The 16,990-nt window shown below is 62.0% G+C and carries 13 protein-coding genes and 3 pseudogenes; 4 read left to right on the forward strand and 12 right to left on the reverse strand.

All coding sequences use genetic code 11. From position 1 onward, the window contains the following. Window positions 1-76: 76 nt before the first annotated feature. The 5 genes and pseudogenes from P3T21_RS03075 to P3T21_RS03095 all read right to left on the reverse strand — a co-directional run bounded on the left by P3T21_RS03075 (window position 77) and on the right by P3T21_RS03095 (window position 4,139). Window positions 77-798 (reverse strand): annotated as a pseudogene (locus P3T21_RS03075) (DUF899 family protein). Between the two features lie 139 nt (window positions 799-937). Beyond that, complete coding sequence (locus P3T21_RS03080) at window positions 938-1,303, reverse strand: hypothetical protein (protein ID WP_429254440.1); 366 nt, start codon at window positions 1,301-1,303, stop codon at window positions 938-940. A gap of 287 nt (window positions 1,304-1,590) precedes the next feature. Then, window positions 1,591-2,904 (reverse strand): sensor histidine kinase, encoded by a 1,314-nt coding sequence (locus P3T21_RS03085; RefSeq protein ID WP_429254441.1) that lies wholly within the window; start codon window positions 2,902-2,904, stop codon window positions 1,591-1,593. Then, window positions 2,904-3,641 carry a response regulator gene (locus tag P3T21_RS03090; RefSeq protein WP_429254442.1) on the reverse strand — a complete coding sequence of 246 codons (738 nt, stop codon included), beginning with the start codon at window positions 3,639-3,641 and terminating at the stop codon, window positions 2,904-2,906. Before P3T21_RS03090 ends, P3T21_RS03085 begins: the two co-directional genes overlap by 1 nt. Window positions 3,642-3,767: 126 nt before the next feature. Beyond that, window positions 3,768-4,139, reverse strand: a complete 372-nt coding sequence (locus P3T21_RS03095; RefSeq protein WP_429254443.1) for a GFA family protein — start codon at window positions 4,137-4,139, stop codon at window positions 3,768-3,770. Window positions 4,140-4,443: 304 nt separating this feature from the next. Between P3T21_RS03095 and P3T21_RS03100 the strand changes: the two genes are divergently transcribed. Together P3T21_RS03100 and P3T21_RS03105 are read left to right on the forward strand one after the other, a co-directional pair. Continuing rightward, window positions 4,444-6,267 (forward strand): cytochrome c biogenesis protein DipZ, encoded by a 1,824-nt coding sequence (locus P3T21_RS03100; protein WP_429254444.1) that lies wholly within the window; start codon window positions 4,444-4,446, stop codon window positions 6,265-6,267. A gap of 207 nt (window positions 6,268-6,474) precedes the next feature. Continuing rightward, the gene (locus P3T21_RS03105) at window positions 6,475-6,765 is read left to right on the forward strand and encodes a DUF4148 domain-containing protein (protein ID WP_429254445.1); all 291 of its coding nucleotides are present in this window, start codon (window positions 6,475-6,477) and stop codon (window positions 6,763-6,765) included. A 192-nt stretch (window positions 6,766-6,957) separates the two neighbouring features. Here the strand turns inward: P3T21_RS03105 and P3T21_RS03110 are convergent, their stop codons facing one another. Further along, on the reverse strand, window positions 6,958-8,169 hold the full coding sequence (locus P3T21_RS03110) for an ROK family protein (protein ID WP_429254446.1): 1,212 nt from the start codon (window positions 8,167-8,169) through the stop codon (window positions 6,958-6,960). Window positions 8,170-8,390: 221 nt separating this feature from the next. Between P3T21_RS03110 and P3T21_RS03115 the strand changes: the two genes are divergently transcribed. Then, window positions 8,391-9,854, forward strand: coding sequence for an APC family permease (locus P3T21_RS03115; protein ID WP_429254447.1), 1,464 nt, complete (start codon window positions 8,391-8,393; stop codon window positions 9,852-9,854). Window positions 9,855-9,868: 14 nt separating this feature from the next. Next, on the forward strand, window positions 9,869-10,870 hold the full coding sequence (locus tag P3T21_RS03120) for an ROK family protein (RefSeq protein WP_429254448.1): 1,002 nt from the start codon (window positions 9,869-9,871) through the stop codon (window positions 10,868-10,870). A 12-nt stretch (window positions 10,871-10,882) separates the two neighbouring features. Here the strand turns inward: P3T21_RS03120 and P3T21_RS03125 are convergent. The 6 genes and pseudogenes from P3T21_RS03125 to P3T21_RS03150 form a co-directional block, all read right to left on the reverse strand. After that, window positions 10,883-11,242 (reverse strand): annotated as a pseudogene (locus tag P3T21_RS03125) (LysE family translocator); the annotation flags it as partial. Window positions 11,243-11,256: 14 nt separating this feature from the next. Further along, window positions 11,257-11,904 (reverse strand): VTT domain-containing protein, encoded by a 648-nt coding sequence (locus tag P3T21_RS03130; RefSeq protein WP_429254449.1) that lies wholly within the window; start codon window positions 11,902-11,904, stop codon window positions 11,257-11,259. 202 nt (window positions 11,905-12,106) lie between these two features. Further along, entirely contained in the window at window positions 12,107-13,171 is a 1,065-nt protein-coding gene (locus P3T21_RS03135; RefSeq protein WP_429254450.1) for an alkene reductase, read from the reverse strand. A gap of 85 nt (window positions 13,172-13,256) precedes the next feature. Continuing rightward, a complete protein-coding gene (locus P3T21_RS03140; RefSeq protein ID WP_429254451.1) occupies window positions 13,257-13,580 on the reverse strand; it encodes an ArsR/SmtB family transcription factor in 324 nt (107 codons plus the stop codon). Between the two features lie 622 nt (window positions 13,581-14,202). After that, window positions 14,203-14,808 (reverse strand): annotated as a pseudogene (locus P3T21_RS03145) (DUF2242 domain-containing protein); the annotation flags it as partial. A gap of 350 nt (window positions 14,809-15,158) precedes the next feature. Continuing rightward, window positions 15,159-16,940: a Rieske (2Fe-2S) protein gene (locus tag P3T21_RS03150; protein ID WP_429254452.1), complete on the reverse strand. Its 1,782-nt coding sequence runs from the start codon at window positions 16,938-16,940 to the stop codon at window positions 15,159-15,161. Between the last annotated feature and the right edge of the window lie 50 nt (window positions 16,941-16,990).

A 16,990-nucleotide genomic window follows, 5' to 3' on the forward strand; every position in this document is an offset into this window, starting at 1 on the left:
CTTCCTGAGCGTTCGCGGGAGGCGCGCGCCAATATCGCGCGATGTCGCGTCGATATCGGCGCTAACGGCAGAGGCCCTATTTCAGGCCATATTCCAGCTTCGGATACCAGTCGGTGCCGCGGCCGCCGGGCGTCATGTCGAGCACGGTCCATAGCGGCATCGCGTCCGGTGCGCCGCGGGGGTCCTGGCCCGGGTCCGCTGTCCGCAGTCCCATCTCATCGCCCCAGAAATGACGGACGGTGCCGCCAGAGCGGACAAACACGTTGAATGTGGCGTTGTCGTCGCCGTCGGGTCTTCGTTGGCGTAGTCGCGGTTGAAGCTGTTGCCGCCCGACGAATACAGACGTAGATGCCTCCAGCCTCGCTCCTTTTTGAACGCTACCAGGCGTTCGAGCGGCGATCGGGCGATCACAGCAAAGGCCACGCGTTGCAGGATGTCGGCCATCTCGCCGTCCAGTGCAGTGAGCATCGACGTGCACATCGGACACGGCCGTGCGCGCTTCGGGCCGAACATCCAGTTGTAGGTGACGAGCGTGTCATAGCCGCCGAATATCTGCGATAGCGTCGCCGCCCCGTGCTCGCCGTCGAAGCGGTAGTTTTGCGGCACGTCACCGCCGGGTGGAAGGGCGCGGCGCTGCACTGCCACGCGCTCGATGTGGCGTCGCAGTTCGATTTCTTCTTCGAGCAGTGCGTTGCGGGCGCTGCGGTATAGCGCGCTTTCGCCCGGAAACCGCCGGGTCGACTGAGCCAGCTCCGCGGCTGGCTTCAACGGCTGTGCAGATACGTCTACTGAAGTCATGAACGATCTCCTCGCGAGTTAAAGGAAATGGGGGCGCAAGACGGCGCGGTTCTCCGTCTTTTGATGCCACCGCCTTCTCTTCACGACGAGCCAGCCTTCAGGAAATCGACAACACGTTCTATCTATTCTGCTTTCGAGGTCAATCTGCGATCCGCTTGTCGGCCAGCGCGCGCTGGCAGTCGGCGAGCACGTTGCGGACCAGTCGCGCCTGGAAATCGAGGTCGTCGGTACTGAGGATTTCTTCGACGGCGTCCCGCGCCCATTCCGTATCGACGAAAGATGCGTGCTGGCGGGCAATGTCGACGGCGAGTGCGGACAGCTTCGCGATACTGAGCCAGTCGGCGGTGCGCATGTGCCTGTCGAGCCACTTGTGCGCCGCCTCTACCTGGAATGACGGCTCGGGCCACGCCTCGTTGAGATACCAGGCGCCGAGGTTTCCGCAGGTGAGCCAGCAGAGCAACTCGACGCGGTCACGTGGGCTTAACTGGTGACGTACATCACTCATGGCGACGCTCGCGAATCTGACTGAGTTCGGTTCGCGGGTGCGCGAACCGTTGCTAAAACAATAACACGGCGTTATTCGGTTTTCGACACGCTTTTAGTGGCCAAACCGGCGTATATGGGCCAATAGCGCGGGTCAACAGCAACGGATTAAATCCTGTCGACTAGCGCTCGCGCAGCGCTTTTGACGCGCCGGGGCGTGCCGACAGGCACATTGCTTCCTTATATCGTCAGACGAAATGCTTTTGCTGAATGTATGCGGGCATACGTTCCTGATCGCAATTCTGAACGCTATTGCATCTGCAGGGTCAGCCGGGCTTCAAGACCACCGCCCACACGATTATGCAGTGACAAGGTCGCGTTCATGGCGAGCGCGAGCTGACGCGCAATCGCGAGGCCCAGACCGGTACCGCCAGAATCACGATTGCGTGAAGCTTCGACGCGATAGAAGGGTTGAAATACCGCGTCGATTTCCTCAGCCGGTATACCTGGCCCACGATCCAGCACTGCAATGGTGACGTGACCCGTCTGCGAGGTATCGACCACGATTTCGCTTGCGCCCGAAAATTTAAGTGCGTTGTCGACCAGGTTGCCAAGAACGCGATGCAATGCCTGCGGGCGCGCGAGTAGCGGTGTACCGATCTTCCCTTGAAGCGTCACTGCCTGACCTGCATCCGTGTAGTCGGACACCAGACTTTCCAGAAGCGCATCGGGATCGATGCGCAGCGGTGCTTCAACCGCGCCATGCAAGGTGCGCGCGTAGGTGACGCCTTCGCGAACCAGTGCTTCCATTTCCCTCAGGTCCTGCTGAAACTTCGGTTGCAGTGCGTTATCGTCCATCAAATCGGCGCGCAGACGCATACGGGTGATGGGCGTCTGCAAGTCGTGCGAGATGGCCGCCAGAATCTGGATGCGCTCCGTCATGTAGGTCGATATGCGATCCTGCATTGCGTTGAATGCCTTCGCCGCGTGTGCAACCTCGGTGGGGCCGCTTTCGGCGAGGCGCGTCGTTTTCATGTCAGGGCCGAGCGTGTCAGCCGCCTGCGCGAGGAGCTTGAGCGGACGCGTCGCAAGGCGCACGGCGAACCAGGCGCACACGCCAAGCACAATCAACTGGCCTAGCATCATCAACGGCAGCCAGGGGGACACGGGTATGCCAGGTAACGGCCGGTAGTCGATGGTCAATGGCGAGCCGTCGCTCAAACGCAAATGGACCTGCAGATGTTCCTGAAGGCCGGGTACGGCGTTGATGGTCAACGGATAGCGGTTGTCGAGACCCCGGGTGATGGCGGCGACCGCTGTAGACAGGCGCGTTTCGGGCGATGGTCCCGCGACCCCCGGGCCCAGGATGAAGCCATAGGTTCGACGCGCGAGACGCGGCAACCATTTCGCGCGTTCGTCGGGAGGCAGGTGGTCCAGGAAGGCTACTGAAATGGAGACTTCGCGATTGATGTATCCCGTCATCATGGTGGAGAAGGCATCGTCGCGTTCGCTAAGCGTCAGCGAGAAGGACAGCACCTGCGCCAGCATCAGTCCCAGAAAGAGGATCAGGATCAGCCGCGCAAACAGGGTGCGCGGCCATCCTGGCCATTGAGCCCGCGTCATTACCCCGCCCCTTGAGTCGTCACAGCAACCGACAGCACATATCCCTCGCTGCGCAACGTCTTGATGTAGCGCGGCTCGCGCGCGCCGTCGCCGAGGCGCTGACGGAGCCGGCTGACCAGCAGGTCGATGGACCGGTCGAAGGGATCCGGGCGGCGCCCCTGCGTCAGGTTAAGCAGTTGATCGCGCGTAAGCACTCGCTGTGGATGATCGAGAAAAACGCGTAGCAGACGATATTCCCCGCCGCTTAGCGCCACCATCGTGCCGTTCGCATCGAGCAGGTGACGCGCGGTGGTATCCAGCCGCCATTCTCCGAAGTGCAGGAATTGCGCTGACTCGGCGCCTTGCATGTTGGGCGGGAGCATGCGCGCGCGGCGCAACACCGCACGCACGCGCGCAAGCAGCTCACGCGCCGCGAACGGCTTGACGAGGTAATCGTCCGCACCCATTTCGAGGCCAACGATGCGGTCCGCTTCTTCGCTAAGCGCAGTCAGCATCAGGATTGGCACTGAACTCCATTGCCCGGCACGGAGATCGCGGCATAGCAAAAGACCGTCTTCACCCGGCAGCATCAGATCCAGCACGATCAGATCGGGTGTTTCCTGCTCAAGCAACGCGCGCATCTGGCGCCCGTTGGACGCGAGTGACGCCCTCAGACCGTTCTTCGCGAGGTAACTGCCAAGCAGTTCACGGATTTCGCGGTCGTCGTCGACAATCAGGATGTGGTCGGGCTTTTCCATCGTCGGGTTATAGCGTGCGGCGCCTTTCGGGCGGCCGGGAAGTGTGGATCAATGAGCAGCTGAAGGGGGTGCTTAACTCAAACCCTACGCCGCCGGTTAGAAACACGAGCATTGCGATGATACGTTTCATACACCCTCCACCACGGACAGACTCGCGCCATCACCGACCGAGAACTCCAGCGCATACGGGTCGACGCCCTCGATGCAGCCCAGATTCACTCTCCGCAACGCGGGATCCGTGCGGGTCTGATGAAACGTATAGATGCCGCAGTGCCTGCAAAAGTAGTGCTTCGCCACCTTCGTATTGAACTGGTAAAGGTTTAGCGCATCTGTACCGCTAGTCACTTTCAGTTCATCCGCTGCGGATGCGGGCGACATCAGCGCGCCTTTGCGTCGACACAGGCTGCAGTTACAGCGTGTGGCGGGTGTCACCGGTGTACGTACTTCGAATTGCACGGTGCCGCAATGGCACGATCCCTTCAGCCATTCACCAGACATGATTCGCTCCTCGAGTATCGGAGCCTGCTTTATAGCCCGAACTCGCGCGACATTTGTGTCGCAATGTATCTGCAGGCGAAGGCGATACACAACATTGCACTTGTCCCGTCTCCGCGACACAAGCCCGATACCTCCGCGCGTTCCAATGCATCAACGCCGGATTCCAGACGAAATTCATATCGCAAGGTCTGGTCTGACGCGTTCGATCCGTCAAGTACGCGATTGCCGTCGAGTTCCGGCTCTGGCGTCGCCTGACGTCATCGGCAACGTTTTCAGGCAAGTCGCCAGAGAAGGAGAGCATCGCATGTTATTCATTGTCGTGGCCTTTCTGGGTGGTGCGCTTACCATCCTGAGCCCCTGTATTTTACCCGTGCTGCCGCTCGTTTTTTCGCGGTCGGATCAACCGTTTGTACGCAGCGGATTGCCGCTTCTGGTGGGTATGGCGCTAACCTTTTCCGCCGTTGCAAGCCTTGCGGCGATAGGTGGCGGCTGGGCTGCACAGGCGAATCAATACGGCCGCTGGATCGCGATCGCGTTGTTTGGTGTGTTCGGTCTGACGTTGCTGCTTCCGACCTTCGCTGAACGACTGATGCATCCACTTGTGACCGCAGGAAGCCGGCTTACCGATTTCGCGCAGGAGAAGGGCGGCAGCCCGCGGATCATATCGTCGGTATTGACTGGCGTCGCGACGGGGCTGCTCTGGGCGCCCTGTGCCGGTCCGATACTGGGCCTCGTTCTGACAGGCGCAGCGTTGCATGGAGCGAGCGCGGGCACGACGTTTCTGCTCTTTAGTTATGCGGCGGGCGCGGCAACTTCGCTTGCGATCGCGCTGATTATCGGAGGGCGCGTGTTCGCCGCCATGAAACGCTCGCTCGGCGTGGGTGAATGGATCCGCCGCGCAATCGGCGTGGCCATTCTGGGCAGTGTGGCCGCAATCGCGACAGGCATCGATACGAGTGTGCTCACGCGTCTTTCGAACTCCGCCACCGGAGGCTTCGAAGAGAAACTCGTCGAGCGGATTTCATCCCGGTCATCATCGGCAACGAAGGCTGGTGGAGCGGATGGTGTCGCGTACAAGCCTTCGACAACAACCGGGTCTGCGAATACATCGCCTGCGGGCTTCATTACCAGAGTTTCTGTCTCGACCGCAGACGCACCGCTGCCTGTCGAAGGGCGCCTGCCCGCGCTTTCGGGCGCGGTTGAATGGATCAATTCGCCGCCGCTGACCGCCGATGAACTGCGAGGAAAAGTCGTGCTCATCGATGTATGGACGTACTCCTGTATCAACTGTTTGCGGACGTTGCCTTATCTGAAAGCGTGGTCGAAGAAGTACCACGACAAGGGGCTGGTCGTAATCGGTGTGCATGCACCGGAGTTCGCGTTTGAGCGTGACATCGGTGACGTCAAACGTGCGACGCGTGATCTTGGCGTTGACTACCCCGTTGCTGTCGACAACAACTACGCAATCTGGCGTGCGTTGGGCAACCAGTACTGGCCAGCGTTCTATATCGCCGATGCCCAGGGCCGCATCCGGCACCATCGTTTCGGCGAAGGTGATTACGGCAGGTCTGAGCAGGTGATCCAGCAGCTGTTAAGCGAATCTGGGCAGACAAAGGTCACTGCCGCGCCCGAAATGGTGACGGGAAGCGGGGCGCAAATGGCGTCGGATAACAAGAACGTGCGCTCTGCGGAGACGTATATCGGTTATGGCGAGTCCGAAGGCTTTGTATCGCCTGAAGGCACGCTGGAAGACAAGGTGCGTACCTACACCGCGCCAGTGCACATGCAGCTCAATAACTGGAGTCTCGCGGGAGACTGGAACGTGGGCACTGAACAGGCGACGCTTACGGGCGCGTCTGGAAAGATCCAGTACAGGTTCCATGCGCGGGATGTGCACCTCGTTTTAGGGACGAGCCAGGGTGCGAAACCGGTGCGGTTCCGCGTGAGCATCGACGGAGCGCCGCCTGGAGCCGCGCATGGCGCCGATATCGCGGCAGACGGCAGCGGCATAGTCAACGGTCAGCGCCTCTATCAGCTGGTGCGGCAGCCAGGCGAGATCCGGGACCGGACGGTCACCATCGAATTCCTCGACCCCGGCGTCAACGCGTACGCATTCACGTTCGGCTAACACCCGTAGGGCGGCTTCGTTTTCAACGTCGCGGCCGACCGTGGAAATGAGATTTGTATCGCAATGTATAGATAGAACGCGGCGATACACAACATTGCAATTCCCGCGTTTCGCGACACAGGCCCGATACATCCAGACGTTCTAATGCATCAACGCCGGATCCAACCTGTACTGCACTTCGCAGATTTCAGGAAACCGCCACACGAAATGTTTGATATCCGGGCGTCTGTCTCATCCAACCCGTTTCAGGAGAACACCATGAAAGCCTTAATGATCGCAGTGACCATTGCTGTTTCCGCTACAACCGGTGTTGCTTACGCCGCGGATTATGCGCCGGCTAACGTCGAAAAATCGGCCGTCGTGCATCTGGACCCATCGACGCAGGGCAATAACACACTGTCGCGCACTCGCGCACAGGTAAAGGCAGAACTCGCGCAGGCGCAGAAAAACGGCCAGCTTTCCTACCTCAATAGCACGCTTTATCGAGGAGGGAATTGATTATCTGAGGCGGGACCTGCTGCGGGTCCCGACAACGGCGTAATCTCTCCGGGGCCATGTGTATGACAGCAGCGACGGCCAGCGCAGCCTTTGCATGCACTGGCGCAGCTTTATAAACAGCAGGGCTCGCTTGCCAGGGCAGCAAGATCGGTAGACGCGGTATCACACGCCGCGTCTAACCCGGCGCGCCGCTCAATACTCGAGCCGCTCGAAAGCCTTCAAACGCGCGCGATCGAGACCCAGCTCGATTGCACCGAGCAGCACGCCGTCCGTACCCGTCGCGGAGATCGCGAATTCGGGCAGCGGAATCAATAGCCACTCAGCGAGATATTCGCGGATCGCCGGTAGCAGCAGCGTGCCGTTGCGGCCAATACCCCCTCCGAGCACGATCAATGTCGGATCGAGGATTGGCACAATCGACGCCAGTCCCCACGCCAGTTGCCGCGCTTCCTCCGCGACGCACTCCAGCGCGCGACGGTCGCCCGCATCGGCGGCGACGAACACATCTTCTGCGCTTGCGGCGTTCAGGCCGAGGCGATGCGCGTGCGCGACGATCGCTTTTGCGGCCGCGCAGGCTTCGAACAGACCGCGATGGCGCGCACCGGGCAATGGCGCATCGACGGTCGATGGCGCGGGCGGCAACACGGCGATCTCGCCCGCGAAGCCATGCGCGCCGCGATGCAGCTTGCCATCGGCGACGATGCCAAGCCCGATCCCCGTACCCACCGACATGAACACGAAGTTATCGACGCCGCGCCCGATGCCGTGTTTCTGCTCGCCGAGCGCCGCGAGATTGATGTCGTTCTCGATCACGATGTCCGTGCCGAGCGCTTCGCGCAGCGACGAAATAAGGTCGGTGCGTTCCCAGCCAGGTAGGTTGGCGGCGAGCCGCAATCGGCCTTTCTCCGGATCGAGCACGCCTGGCGAACCAAGCACGGTGGCGAGCACCTCGTCGCGCGCGATGTGATGTTGATCGAGCATCGTCCTCACAATGTCGTCGATCTGCGCGACGAGCCGCGCCACGCGCGCGGGCGTGCGTTTCTCGAGCCGCGCGACGACGCGCCCCGTCAGATCGGCCAGCGCGCCGCGAATCCATTCAGCGCCGACGTCGATCGCCACCACAAAGCCGGCTTCCGCGCGCGGCGCGTAAAGGCGCGGCGCGCGCCCCGCGTTGCCCGCCCGCACGCCGCTCTGTTCGACGAGACCGAGCCGTTCGAGATTGTTCAGCGCCGCGGAAATCGTCACCTTCGAGAGGCCGGTGCTTTCGGCCAGTTGCGGGCTGGAGGCCGGCGCGAGATCGAGCAGATGCTGATAGATCGCCCACTCGTTGTCCTGGCGCACGAAGGCGGGGCCACGTGTGACGGGCGGCGTCGGCCGGAGGTGCTTGCGGGTCGGAGGATTCATGGAGGCTGGATTCAGGTGACGAGCGATGCTAACAACCGGACCTCGCGCAATCAAGCTCGTATGCGTTCGGGGCAACCCGCGTCGGCGATTTATTTTGATCTATTTGCATTCGTAAAGAAACTTTCCTATCATCCGGCAATCGACGCCGTACTGACAGAAAGCGGCGCGTCACGGTAACAACCTTCGATGACAGGCGCGGCGCAAGCCGCATGGAGACAGGGATGAGCGACACACCTTCCGCATGGCCGGAGCGCGCTTCGGCGCCGGCAGATCAGACACAGGCGTCCCGCGAGGACGCACCGCATTTCCACCGCTCAGTGGGTCTTTTCCCGGCAATTGCCGTCAACATGATCCAGATCTGCGGGATCGGGCCGTTCATTACGATTCCCGCGATCGTCGCGGTCATGAACGGGCCGCTTGCAGTGGTGGGGTGGATCGTGGGCGCGCTGCTGGCAATGGCTGATGGCCTCGTCTGGGCCGAACTCGGCGCTGCGATGCCGGGCGCGGGCGGCACGTACCTGTACGTGCGCGAGGCGTTTCAGTATCGTACGGGCAAGCTCATGCCGTTCCTGTTTGTCTGGACGGCGATGCTTTCGATTCCGCTCATCATGAGCACGGGCATCATTGGTTTCGTCGAGTATCTGGGCTTTTTCCTGCCAGACCTGTCACAGTGGCAAAGTCACGCCATCGGCCTCATCGTGGTCGGTCTCGTCGTGCTCGCGTTGTACCGGCGCATCGAATCGATCCGCGCGCTCACTACGGTGCTGTGGATCATCATGATTCTCGCGGTCGGCCTGACGACTGCCGCTGCGTACTCGGATTTCCATCTGAGCCTCGCGTTGTCGCTGCCGCCGGGTTCAGGCGATATCGGCAAGTTCTTCACGGGTCTCGGCGCCGGTCTGATCATCGCGATCTACGACTACGCGGGCTATAACACGACCGCCTATATGGGCGACGAACTGAAGAACCCTGGCCGCGTGATGCCGCGTTCGATCATCGTATCGATCATCGCGATGATGGTGTTCTACCTCGCGATGAATATCGGCGTGATCGGCACGGTGCCGTGGCAGACGGTGGCGCAGTCGAAGTCGGTCGCTTCGCTGGTCGTGTCGCGCAACTGGGGGCATACGGCCGCAGCGGTCGTGACGGTGCTGATCCTGATTGCCGCGTTCGCGTCGGTGTTTGCCGGGTTGCTGGGCGGTTCGCGCGTGCCGTTCTACGCGGCCCGCGACGGCGTGTTTCTCTCCGCGTTCGGCAAGCTGCATCCAAAGCACAATTTCCCGCACGTCGCGCTGCTCGTGATGGGCGTCGTCACCGCAGCGGGCACGTTCTTCGACCTGACGACCGTGATCAACATGCTCGTCGCCGTTGCTGTACTGCTGCAATCTGTGGCGCAGATCGCAGCGTTGACGGTGCTGCGTCGCCGTCAGCCGGAATTGCGCCGGCCGTATCGCCAGTGGCTGTATCCGGTGCCGAGCGTGATCGCGCTCATCGGCTGGCTGTATGTGTATTACGCGACCGATCATCTGTCGCAGATCATGTCGACCGCGTGGATTGCGCTGGGCGTGGTCGCGTTCCTGATCTGGGCGCGCGTCGCACACGTGTGGCCGTTTGGTCCGAAAGAGGCGCGTGAGGTGTTTCTGGAGCGCCAGCAACAGGAAGATGCCGCCGCGCGCGGCCAGTGAGCAACAAGGCACGCATGCAGTCATACGAAGAAGGAAGCCCGCCGCGCGGGCAGAGAAGCGGCGACGCGGGCTTTCTGCTCGCGATCGATTTTGGTGGCACCAAGATCGCAATGGCGGCCACGGCGACCGATGGCGAACGGCTCGCTGAACGGGAGATTCCGACGCAGGCAGACGAGGGCGCGGCGCGGGTCATGCAGCGCATGTTCGACGTGGCGCGCGACCTGATTCGCGAAACGGCTGAGCGGCATGGCGGCGCGTTAAGGGCCGTCGCTGCGGTGACGCCAGGCATCATCGAGCCTGGCGGCATCAGGCTCGCGCCCAACAATCCCGGCTGGGAAACGCTTGCACTTGCCGACGTGCTGCGCGACGGCTTTGATATCGACAACGTCGTCGTCGAGACCGACGTCAAGGCCGCCGCGCTGGCGGAAGCGCGCTGCGGGTCGCTGTCGGGCGTCGAATGTGGCATCTATCTGAATCTCGGAACAGGTCTCGCGTCGGCAGCGGTGATCGATGGCAGGGTACTGCGGGGCGCGCACGGCGCAGCAGGCGAAATCGGCTATCAACTGCGCGGTACGGCAGATGATGTCCTGTTCGCCGACGGTGGCGCGTCGCTCGAGCAGTTCGTCTCGGGGCGCGCGTTGCAGGATCGTGTCGGCGCGTTGCTCGGGCGCGAAGTCAGCGCCGGCAAAGTGTTCGCACTGGCAGAGACGGATGCGCGCGTCGCGGCACTGGTCGACGACGCATTGCACGTGCTCGGCGTGCACGTCGCGAACATGGCGCTGACGCTTGATCCGGCTCGTATCGCGATTGGCGGCGGGATGGCGCGTGTGCCGCGTATCGTGCGGGACCTGGCTACGTTCCTTCAGCGCGCGCTGCCGTATCCGCCCGAAGTCACAGTCGCCACGTTCGGGCACGATGCCGCGTTACAAGGCGCCATTCTTTATGGCGTCGATGCGTGCAGGATGCGCGTCCGGACGCCGCAGCGCGACGCCCGTCCTGAGAATGCGCACGCGTGAGGGATGCGACGCTCAACGCGTTGCGATTGCTGCTGCGGCGCCGGCCATCATCGCCGCGCTGCTGCGGTTCGCGATGCTGACGGCGCGCCGGCTGGTCAGCAGCCTGCGCGCACGCACGGCGAGCAGTGCCCACGCGAAGTCGACTGAGATCAGCACGGCCAGCATCGTCATCGTCAGCTCGAACCACGCGACAGTGCCGACATGTGAGAGGTCGATGATCGTGGGCAGCAGTGCAAGGTAGAAGACCATGATCTTCGGGTTGCCGAGTGTGACCATCAACCCCGCGACGAACATGCGCCACGGAGACTGGCCGCCCGGTAGCGCGTCTTTCTGCACGTCGGTTGGCGCGAACCACATTTTCCACGCGAGAAAGGAGATGAGTGGACTTATGCGCGCTGCCTGCGGCCGTTGACGAGCCGCCACAGCCCACTCAGCAGCAACGAGCCGACACCGACACCGACGCCGAGCAATACGATCGAACTCATATGATCGCGCACCACGGGTACATTACCGAACACATAGCCGGCTGCGACGAGCGAGACGATCCAGATGGCCGCGCCGGACACGACGAATGCGACGAATCGCGCAAACGTCATGCGTGCCACGCCGCCGACGAACGGCGCGAATGTACGCACCACGGCGATAAACGGCGACAGCAGAAATGTAATGCCGCCTCGCGCTTCATAGAATGCGTGGGCTTTTCGCAGCGCGTTCCTGTCGATCCAACGAATGTTCGCGGTGTACACCTTTTCGCCGATCGCGCGGCCAATCGCGTAGTTGACGATGCTGCCGGCAACGGTCGCGGTGAAGAGAACGGGCATCACGATCCATACATTCAAGGCATGCGTCGCGGCGAACGCGCCGCAGATAAAGATCAACGGATCGCCCGGCAGAAAGAACAGCGGCAAAAACGCGATCTCGACGAAGACGATGGCAAACAACATCGCGTACACGGCCGTGCCGTATTGCTCGATCAGCGCGCCCAGATGCTGGTCGAAGTGCAACGCAAGCTGTAACAGGTGCATCAGGTCCATGGTGGGGCAAGCAGAACTCAGGTTTCAGAAGTGTAGTCCTGTGCGGGCGGACACGCGCACAGGACTTTCGATGCCGGGCAATGCAGCGGGACCGATGCGTTACGAGGCGAAAACAAAAAGACGCGGGGTGCGCCACCGTTTCATTCCGGTCGCGCACCCCGCGCCTGTTACTGCAACCGCGACTGCCCGTGAAGCGGACAGGTTATCCGTTCACTGCTTCGAGCGCCGGATAGTCCGTGTAGCCGGTTTCGCCTTCTGCGTAGAACGTTTCCGGGATCGGCGCGTTCAGCGGTGCGTCGAGTGCAAAACGGCGCGGCAGATCCGGGTTCGCGATGAAGAGTTGGCCCCACGCGACTGCATCGGCTTCGCCTGCGTCGAGCACGCGCTGCGCGCTTTCCTTCGTGAACTTTTCGTTCACGATGTACGTGCCGCCGAATGCCTGCTTCAGTTGCGGTCCGAGGCGGTCGTCGCCCAGCGCTTCGCGCGCGGCGATAAACGCGATCTTGCGCTTGCCGAGTTCGCGTGCCACGTAGCCGAACGTTGCTGCCGGATCGGAATCGCCCATCGAGTGCGAATCGCGGCGCGGCGCAAGGTGAACGCCGACACGGTTTGCGCCCCAGACAGCGATACACGCGTCGGTGACTTCGAGCAGCAGACGCGCGCGGTTTTCGATCGGACCACCATAGGCGTCGTTGCGCTGGTTCGTGCTGTCCTGCAGGAACTGGTCGAGCAGATAGCCGTTCGCGCCGTGTATTTCGACGCCGTCGAAACCGGCGGCTTTGGCGTTTTCAGCACCCTTGCGATACGCGTCGACGATGCCCGGGATTTCCGCGAGGTCGAGTGCACGCGGCGTCACGTATTCGCGCTTCGGTCGCACGAGGCTCACATGGCCTTTCGCCGCGATTGCGCTCGGCGCAACAGGCAGGTCGCCGTTCAGAAAGACCGGATCGGAAACGCGACCTACGTGCCACAGTTGCAGGAAAATCTTTCCGCCTGCCTGATGCACGGCCGCGGTCACGAGCTTCCAGCCCTCGACCTGTTCCTGCGACCAGATGCCTGGCGTCGCGGCGTAGCCAAGGCCCTGCGGCGTGACGGACGTCGCTTCACTCAGGATCAGCCCTGCCGATGCACGCTCAGCGTAGTACTTCGCCATCAGCGCGTTCGGCACGCGGACGTCACCGGCGCGGGAACGCGTCAACGGTGCCATGAAAATGCGGTTGCTCAGCGTGAGATCGCCAATCTGGATCGGGTCAAAAAGAGTCGGCATAAGTGTTCACCTTGTCTGGCGGGCCAGCGGCCCGCGGCTATGAAACAGCGTGATAAAAGGAACGCGGCGATGCGAATGCGCTGCGTCAGAGATCTGCGTTCATGTGCTGGATAAACGCCTCAATGACGGCTTCATTGCGTTTGAAGAACACCCACTGACCGATACGTTTCGACGTCACTAGCCCAGCGCGCTGTAAGGCGGCGAGGTGCACGGATACGGTCGACTGCGACAGTCCGCAGCGGCCTTCGAACTTGCCGGCGCACACGCCGTAGTCGAACGGAAGCTCCTGATCCGCAAAGTGCGCGGACGGATTTTTCAGCCAGCCGAGAATCTCGCGGCGCACAGGATTGGCGAGCGCCTTGTGGATCGCATCGACGTCAATTGCTTTCGGTTCAGTGTGGGTTTTCATCAACGGTCACTCCGGCACAGCATGAAAACATCCCGCGCGAATGAATCGCTACGGAACGAATCATATATCGTAATTGTACGATATTCGCAAAATCCTTGTTCCAGATGGGGTTGATGGCTGTCGGCACACAAAGATGTCTGCACTTTTCGGATGGCGCGAATTTGGACTACATCGATCAGAAATTGCTGGAATACAAGTCCCTCGTGCGAGCTACTGACCGTCCTTTCCACTCTTTTCGAAGCCAACGTTTCGCCGTCGCGAGGGAGATCGTCGGGATGGGCACTGGCAGGGGCCTGAGACTTCGCCTTGAGCAGGCGAGGGGGAACGGTACCGGTACACTCGACGGGATAAATGCCAGTACGGAATTCTGGGGGCGAATGTCCGGACTCACCGGCGGACGGTAATAGTGAGATTCACGCCACTATGAGTGAGACTGGCGACACGATTAGTGAGTCCGCGCCGCCACGCAATTCCATCGCGGATTGCGACGTCGTCCAAGCTCGGGATCGCTTTGAATTTGTATGAGCGGACGAAATGCGGCTCGAGCGCGCGATATCGGCGACGCTTACTTGGTGCTCGTCGCCTTCTCCGAATCACTCCCCGTCTGGGCTGCCCCGATCGGCGGCACGGCGTCGTTCATCGACGGCAGCGTCTCTTTCGGCGCCGCAGCGGTGTCAACTGGGGCCGGCTGGGCGGAGTCGGCCTTCAGGTAGTGCTCGACTAGCGCGAAGAAACGCTGATAGAAAACGCCGGCGGGAATCGTCTCGCTCGCAACCTTCACCATCGAGTCATCGCTCGAGCCGATCGGCAGCGACAGCGATCCGAACACGCTCAGGCCGACGCTCGCCGACGTGTTGCTCTTCTTCAGCGCATAGCGATCCTGCACCGCGTTCACGTACGCGGTGCTGCTGTTGCTTTTGGGGTCGTCGGTTGTGCAGACCACATGGATTTCGATCACCGCGTGCGAATCGCTGGTGGGCTGGAAATTTTTCGAACCATCGACCGAATCAGACCTCGTCGAACTGGCGATATATCCCTGGCTGAGCAACGCACGGCGGGCGGCTTCGCAAGCGGGCTCCGTCTTCGCGGCGAACTTGTGCGTATAGGGGCTGTCGCCTGCGTCGAACTGTTCTTGCTGGTAAAGCGGCTTCGGCGTCGAGCACGCAGACAGTGCGCTCGCAAGCGCAAGCACGAAAGCCGCGGAGGAAAAGCGGAATTGAGTATGCATGATTGAATAGGGTGGATCGGCTCGAGCGGCGAAGGGGTCTGATCCAGAAGGTCAGGACGCCCAATGCCCTTGCGCGGCATGAGAGGGACACATCATGCGGGCGATCCGAAAGTGAACGAGGCGCGCCCATTATAATTTTCTTTCCCTACAACAACCTTCGACGTTGTCGTGAGCGCAAGCTTACGCAGTGTTTCCGGGCCGCGCGGGTAGTGTACGTGGTCAACATGCTATCAAAGACACGGGCGCCCTTGAACGGCAGCTTCCGGGGCAGCCGAAAGTCCGCTCCGGGTCGATACCGCCAGTTCGCTGTACCCGGGTCCGTTGCAGGCATCGATCACCGGCACGCGTCGTCACGACGCCCCAACCTCCTCATGGATCGCGACGCCCCGCATCAAGCGCCGGGCGATGTCCGCCGTCTGCAGCGCCCCGCGTTCGGTCGGTGAATGGGCGGCGAGATAGCGGGCGACCGCAATGAGGACGTGCCGGGCCTCGCCAGTATTACCCCACGCGGTAAACTGCCGGACTCCGGCCTCCAGCATCTGATAGGCATGGAAGCCAGCATCTTCGCGCAGCACAGCAAGCGCAAGCGTGGCGATCAGCGCCTGTGGCGAATGGCCGAGCGTGAGATGTCGCGCCACCAGCCTTGCGGCAAGATCAACCTGTCGCTGCCTGTCGAAGGCATCGAGCAACGCGGCGCGGATCGTCTCAACATCAGCAGGGAGGTCGTCGAGTTGCTCGCTGTCCTCACCTGGGATGCGGGCCGGCGGCACATTCAGATAGCGGGCAAGGTAGAGCGCCATGGCTCCGTGCATTATGGCGCGCACGGCCGTGACGTAACCGTCGATGTCGGCAGTCCCGATCCGCCTGAGCATCTGGTGGACCGCGTTAGCGTAGGTAAAGACGTGGTGCGCCGTATCCCAGTCGGCGTGCTCGTTGGCATTGCCGAAGCGGGCCACCCGCAGCGCCGCTCCGTAAGCGAGCGATTGTCCCAGGTCAGCAGGAGTTGCGCCTGAGCGGATCGCCGCCTTCAGCGCATCAATTATCTTCGCTGGATCGTCTCCGAGCAGCTCTCGGGCGAGCGCCGCGTGGTGCGACCATCCACACAAGGTGCGCGCGGCAGCGAACAGTTCCGGCATCTGGCTGGCTGATTCCTCACATAGCGCAACAAGATCAACGGGCTGGCGCCAGGCGGTCGATTCCTCCGCGCCACGGGCGGCCACCATCTGGCCGACGATAGCAGGCAGCAAAGCTGGCGCGTGGTCCCAACCGATCAGGTCGAGGCACTCGAGGGCTTTGTTGATGAAGTCGAGCGAATGACCGGTGTCGGCAAACGCCCTTTCGGTCGCGGCCGAGAGCAGGGCATCGGCAAGCACAGCTGGCGAGACACCGGCCGCAATCGCCGTCAGCAGGGTGCGCTCGCCCGCTTCGCGATGGCGCACACTTGTCCAAAGACGCAGCCAGCGCTTGAGTGCGGCCGGCTCCGGCCGGCTTCCAAGCGGCGCACGTTCCCGCCGCGGCGCCTCGCCGGCGCAGTCCGCCGCCACGCGGCGCGCACCATGAAACAGGGCAAGATAGGCTTCGTCCTCTGGCAAGAAGGGGAAGAGATTGGCCAGCGCCGTCAGTATCGTGAGACCGACGCCCCAGCCGTCGCGGTTCTGCGCCCCAAACAGCGCCACCTGCCGCACGGTCTCGGCCATCGGCACATTGGCCGCGAGCTGACCATGCACGGCCTTGGCGATGACGAGATCGAGGTCATGTGCGAGGCCGTCCGCAAGCCGCTGACGCCAGTGCGCCGCGGGATCGGGATGACCGAACGTGGTCGTTACCCAAACGTCGCCATTGCGTACCTCGACCGCGCAGATGGGTATATCGTCCGCCCATAGGTCGAAGGTGCAGCCGCTTTCAAGATCGAAGCGGGCGTGGTGCCAATGACAGGTCAAGATGCCGTCCGCGACGCTGCCGCGCTCGAGCGGGAAGCCCATGTGCGGGCAACGATTGTCGAGGGCGAAGACGCGCCCGCGGTCGTAGATGACGAGGATCGGACGATGACCACCTTGCACAACCAGCCGCCCCTCCGCCTTCAGCGCTTCAAGGCTGCCCACGAGCATGAATTCCTTGTTCGGTGCATCCATGCGCACACCTCCTGCACGCGTCCCTTAAGGGACATAGTAGATGCCGGCGA

This window comes from Paraburkholderia sp. GAS334 (assembly GCF_050436625.1).
Taxonomy (GTDB): Bacteria; Pseudomonadota; Gammaproteobacteria; order Burkholderiales; family Burkholderiaceae; genus Paraburkholderia.

Excerpts from the sequence above, each read along its gene's own strand:
- P3T21_RS03080 (WP_429254440.1), bottom strand. The coding sequence starts at position 1,303 with ATGAGTGATGTACGTCACCAGTTAAGCCCACGTGACCGCGTCGAGTTG.
- P3T21_RS03085 (WP_429254441.1), bottom strand. The coding sequence starts at position 2,904 with ATGACGCGGGCTCAATGGCCAGGATGGCCGCGCACCCTGTTTGCGCGG.
- P3T21_RS03090 (WP_429254442.1), bottom strand. The coding sequence starts at position 3,641 with ATGGAAAAGCCCGACCACATCCTGATTGTCGACGACGACCGCGAAATC.
- P3T21_RS03095 (WP_429254443.1), bottom strand. The coding sequence starts at position 4,139 with ATGTCTGGTGAATGGCTGAAGGGATCGTGCCATTGCGGCACCGTGCAA.
- P3T21_RS03100 (WP_429254444.1), top strand. The coding sequence starts at position 4,444 with ATGTTATTCATTGTCGTGGCCTTTCTGGGTGGTGCGCTTACCATCCTG.
- P3T21_RS03105 (WP_429254445.1), top strand. The coding sequence starts at position 6,475 with ATGTTTGATATCCGGGCGTCTGTCTCATCCAACCCGTTTCAGGAGAAC.
- P3T21_RS03110 (WP_429254446.1), bottom strand. The coding sequence starts at position 8,169 with ATGAATCCTCCGACCCGCAAGCACCTCCGGCCGACGCCGCCCGTCACA.
- P3T21_RS03115 (WP_429254447.1), top strand. The coding sequence starts at position 8,391 with ATGAGCGACACACCTTCCGCATGGCCGGAGCGCGCTTCGGCGCCGGCA.
- P3T21_RS03120 (WP_429254448.1), top strand. The coding sequence starts at position 9,869 with ATGCAGTCATACGAAGAAGGAAGCCCGCCGCGCGGGCAGAGAAGCGGC.
- P3T21_RS03130 (WP_429254449.1), bottom strand. The coding sequence starts at position 11,904 with ATGGACCTGATGCACCTGTTACAGCTTGCGTTGCACTTCGACCAGCAT.
- P3T21_RS03135 (WP_429254450.1), bottom strand. The coding sequence starts at position 13,171 with ATGCCGACTCTTTTTGACCCGATCCAGATTGGCGATCTCACGCTGAGC.
- P3T21_RS03140 (WP_429254451.1), bottom strand. The coding sequence starts at position 13,580 with ATGAAAACCCACACTGAACCGAAAGCAATTGACGTCGATGCGATCCAC.
- P3T21_RS03150 (WP_429254452.1), bottom strand. The coding sequence starts at position 16,940 with ATGGATGCACCGAACAAGGAATTCATGCTCGTGGGCAGCCTTGAAGCG.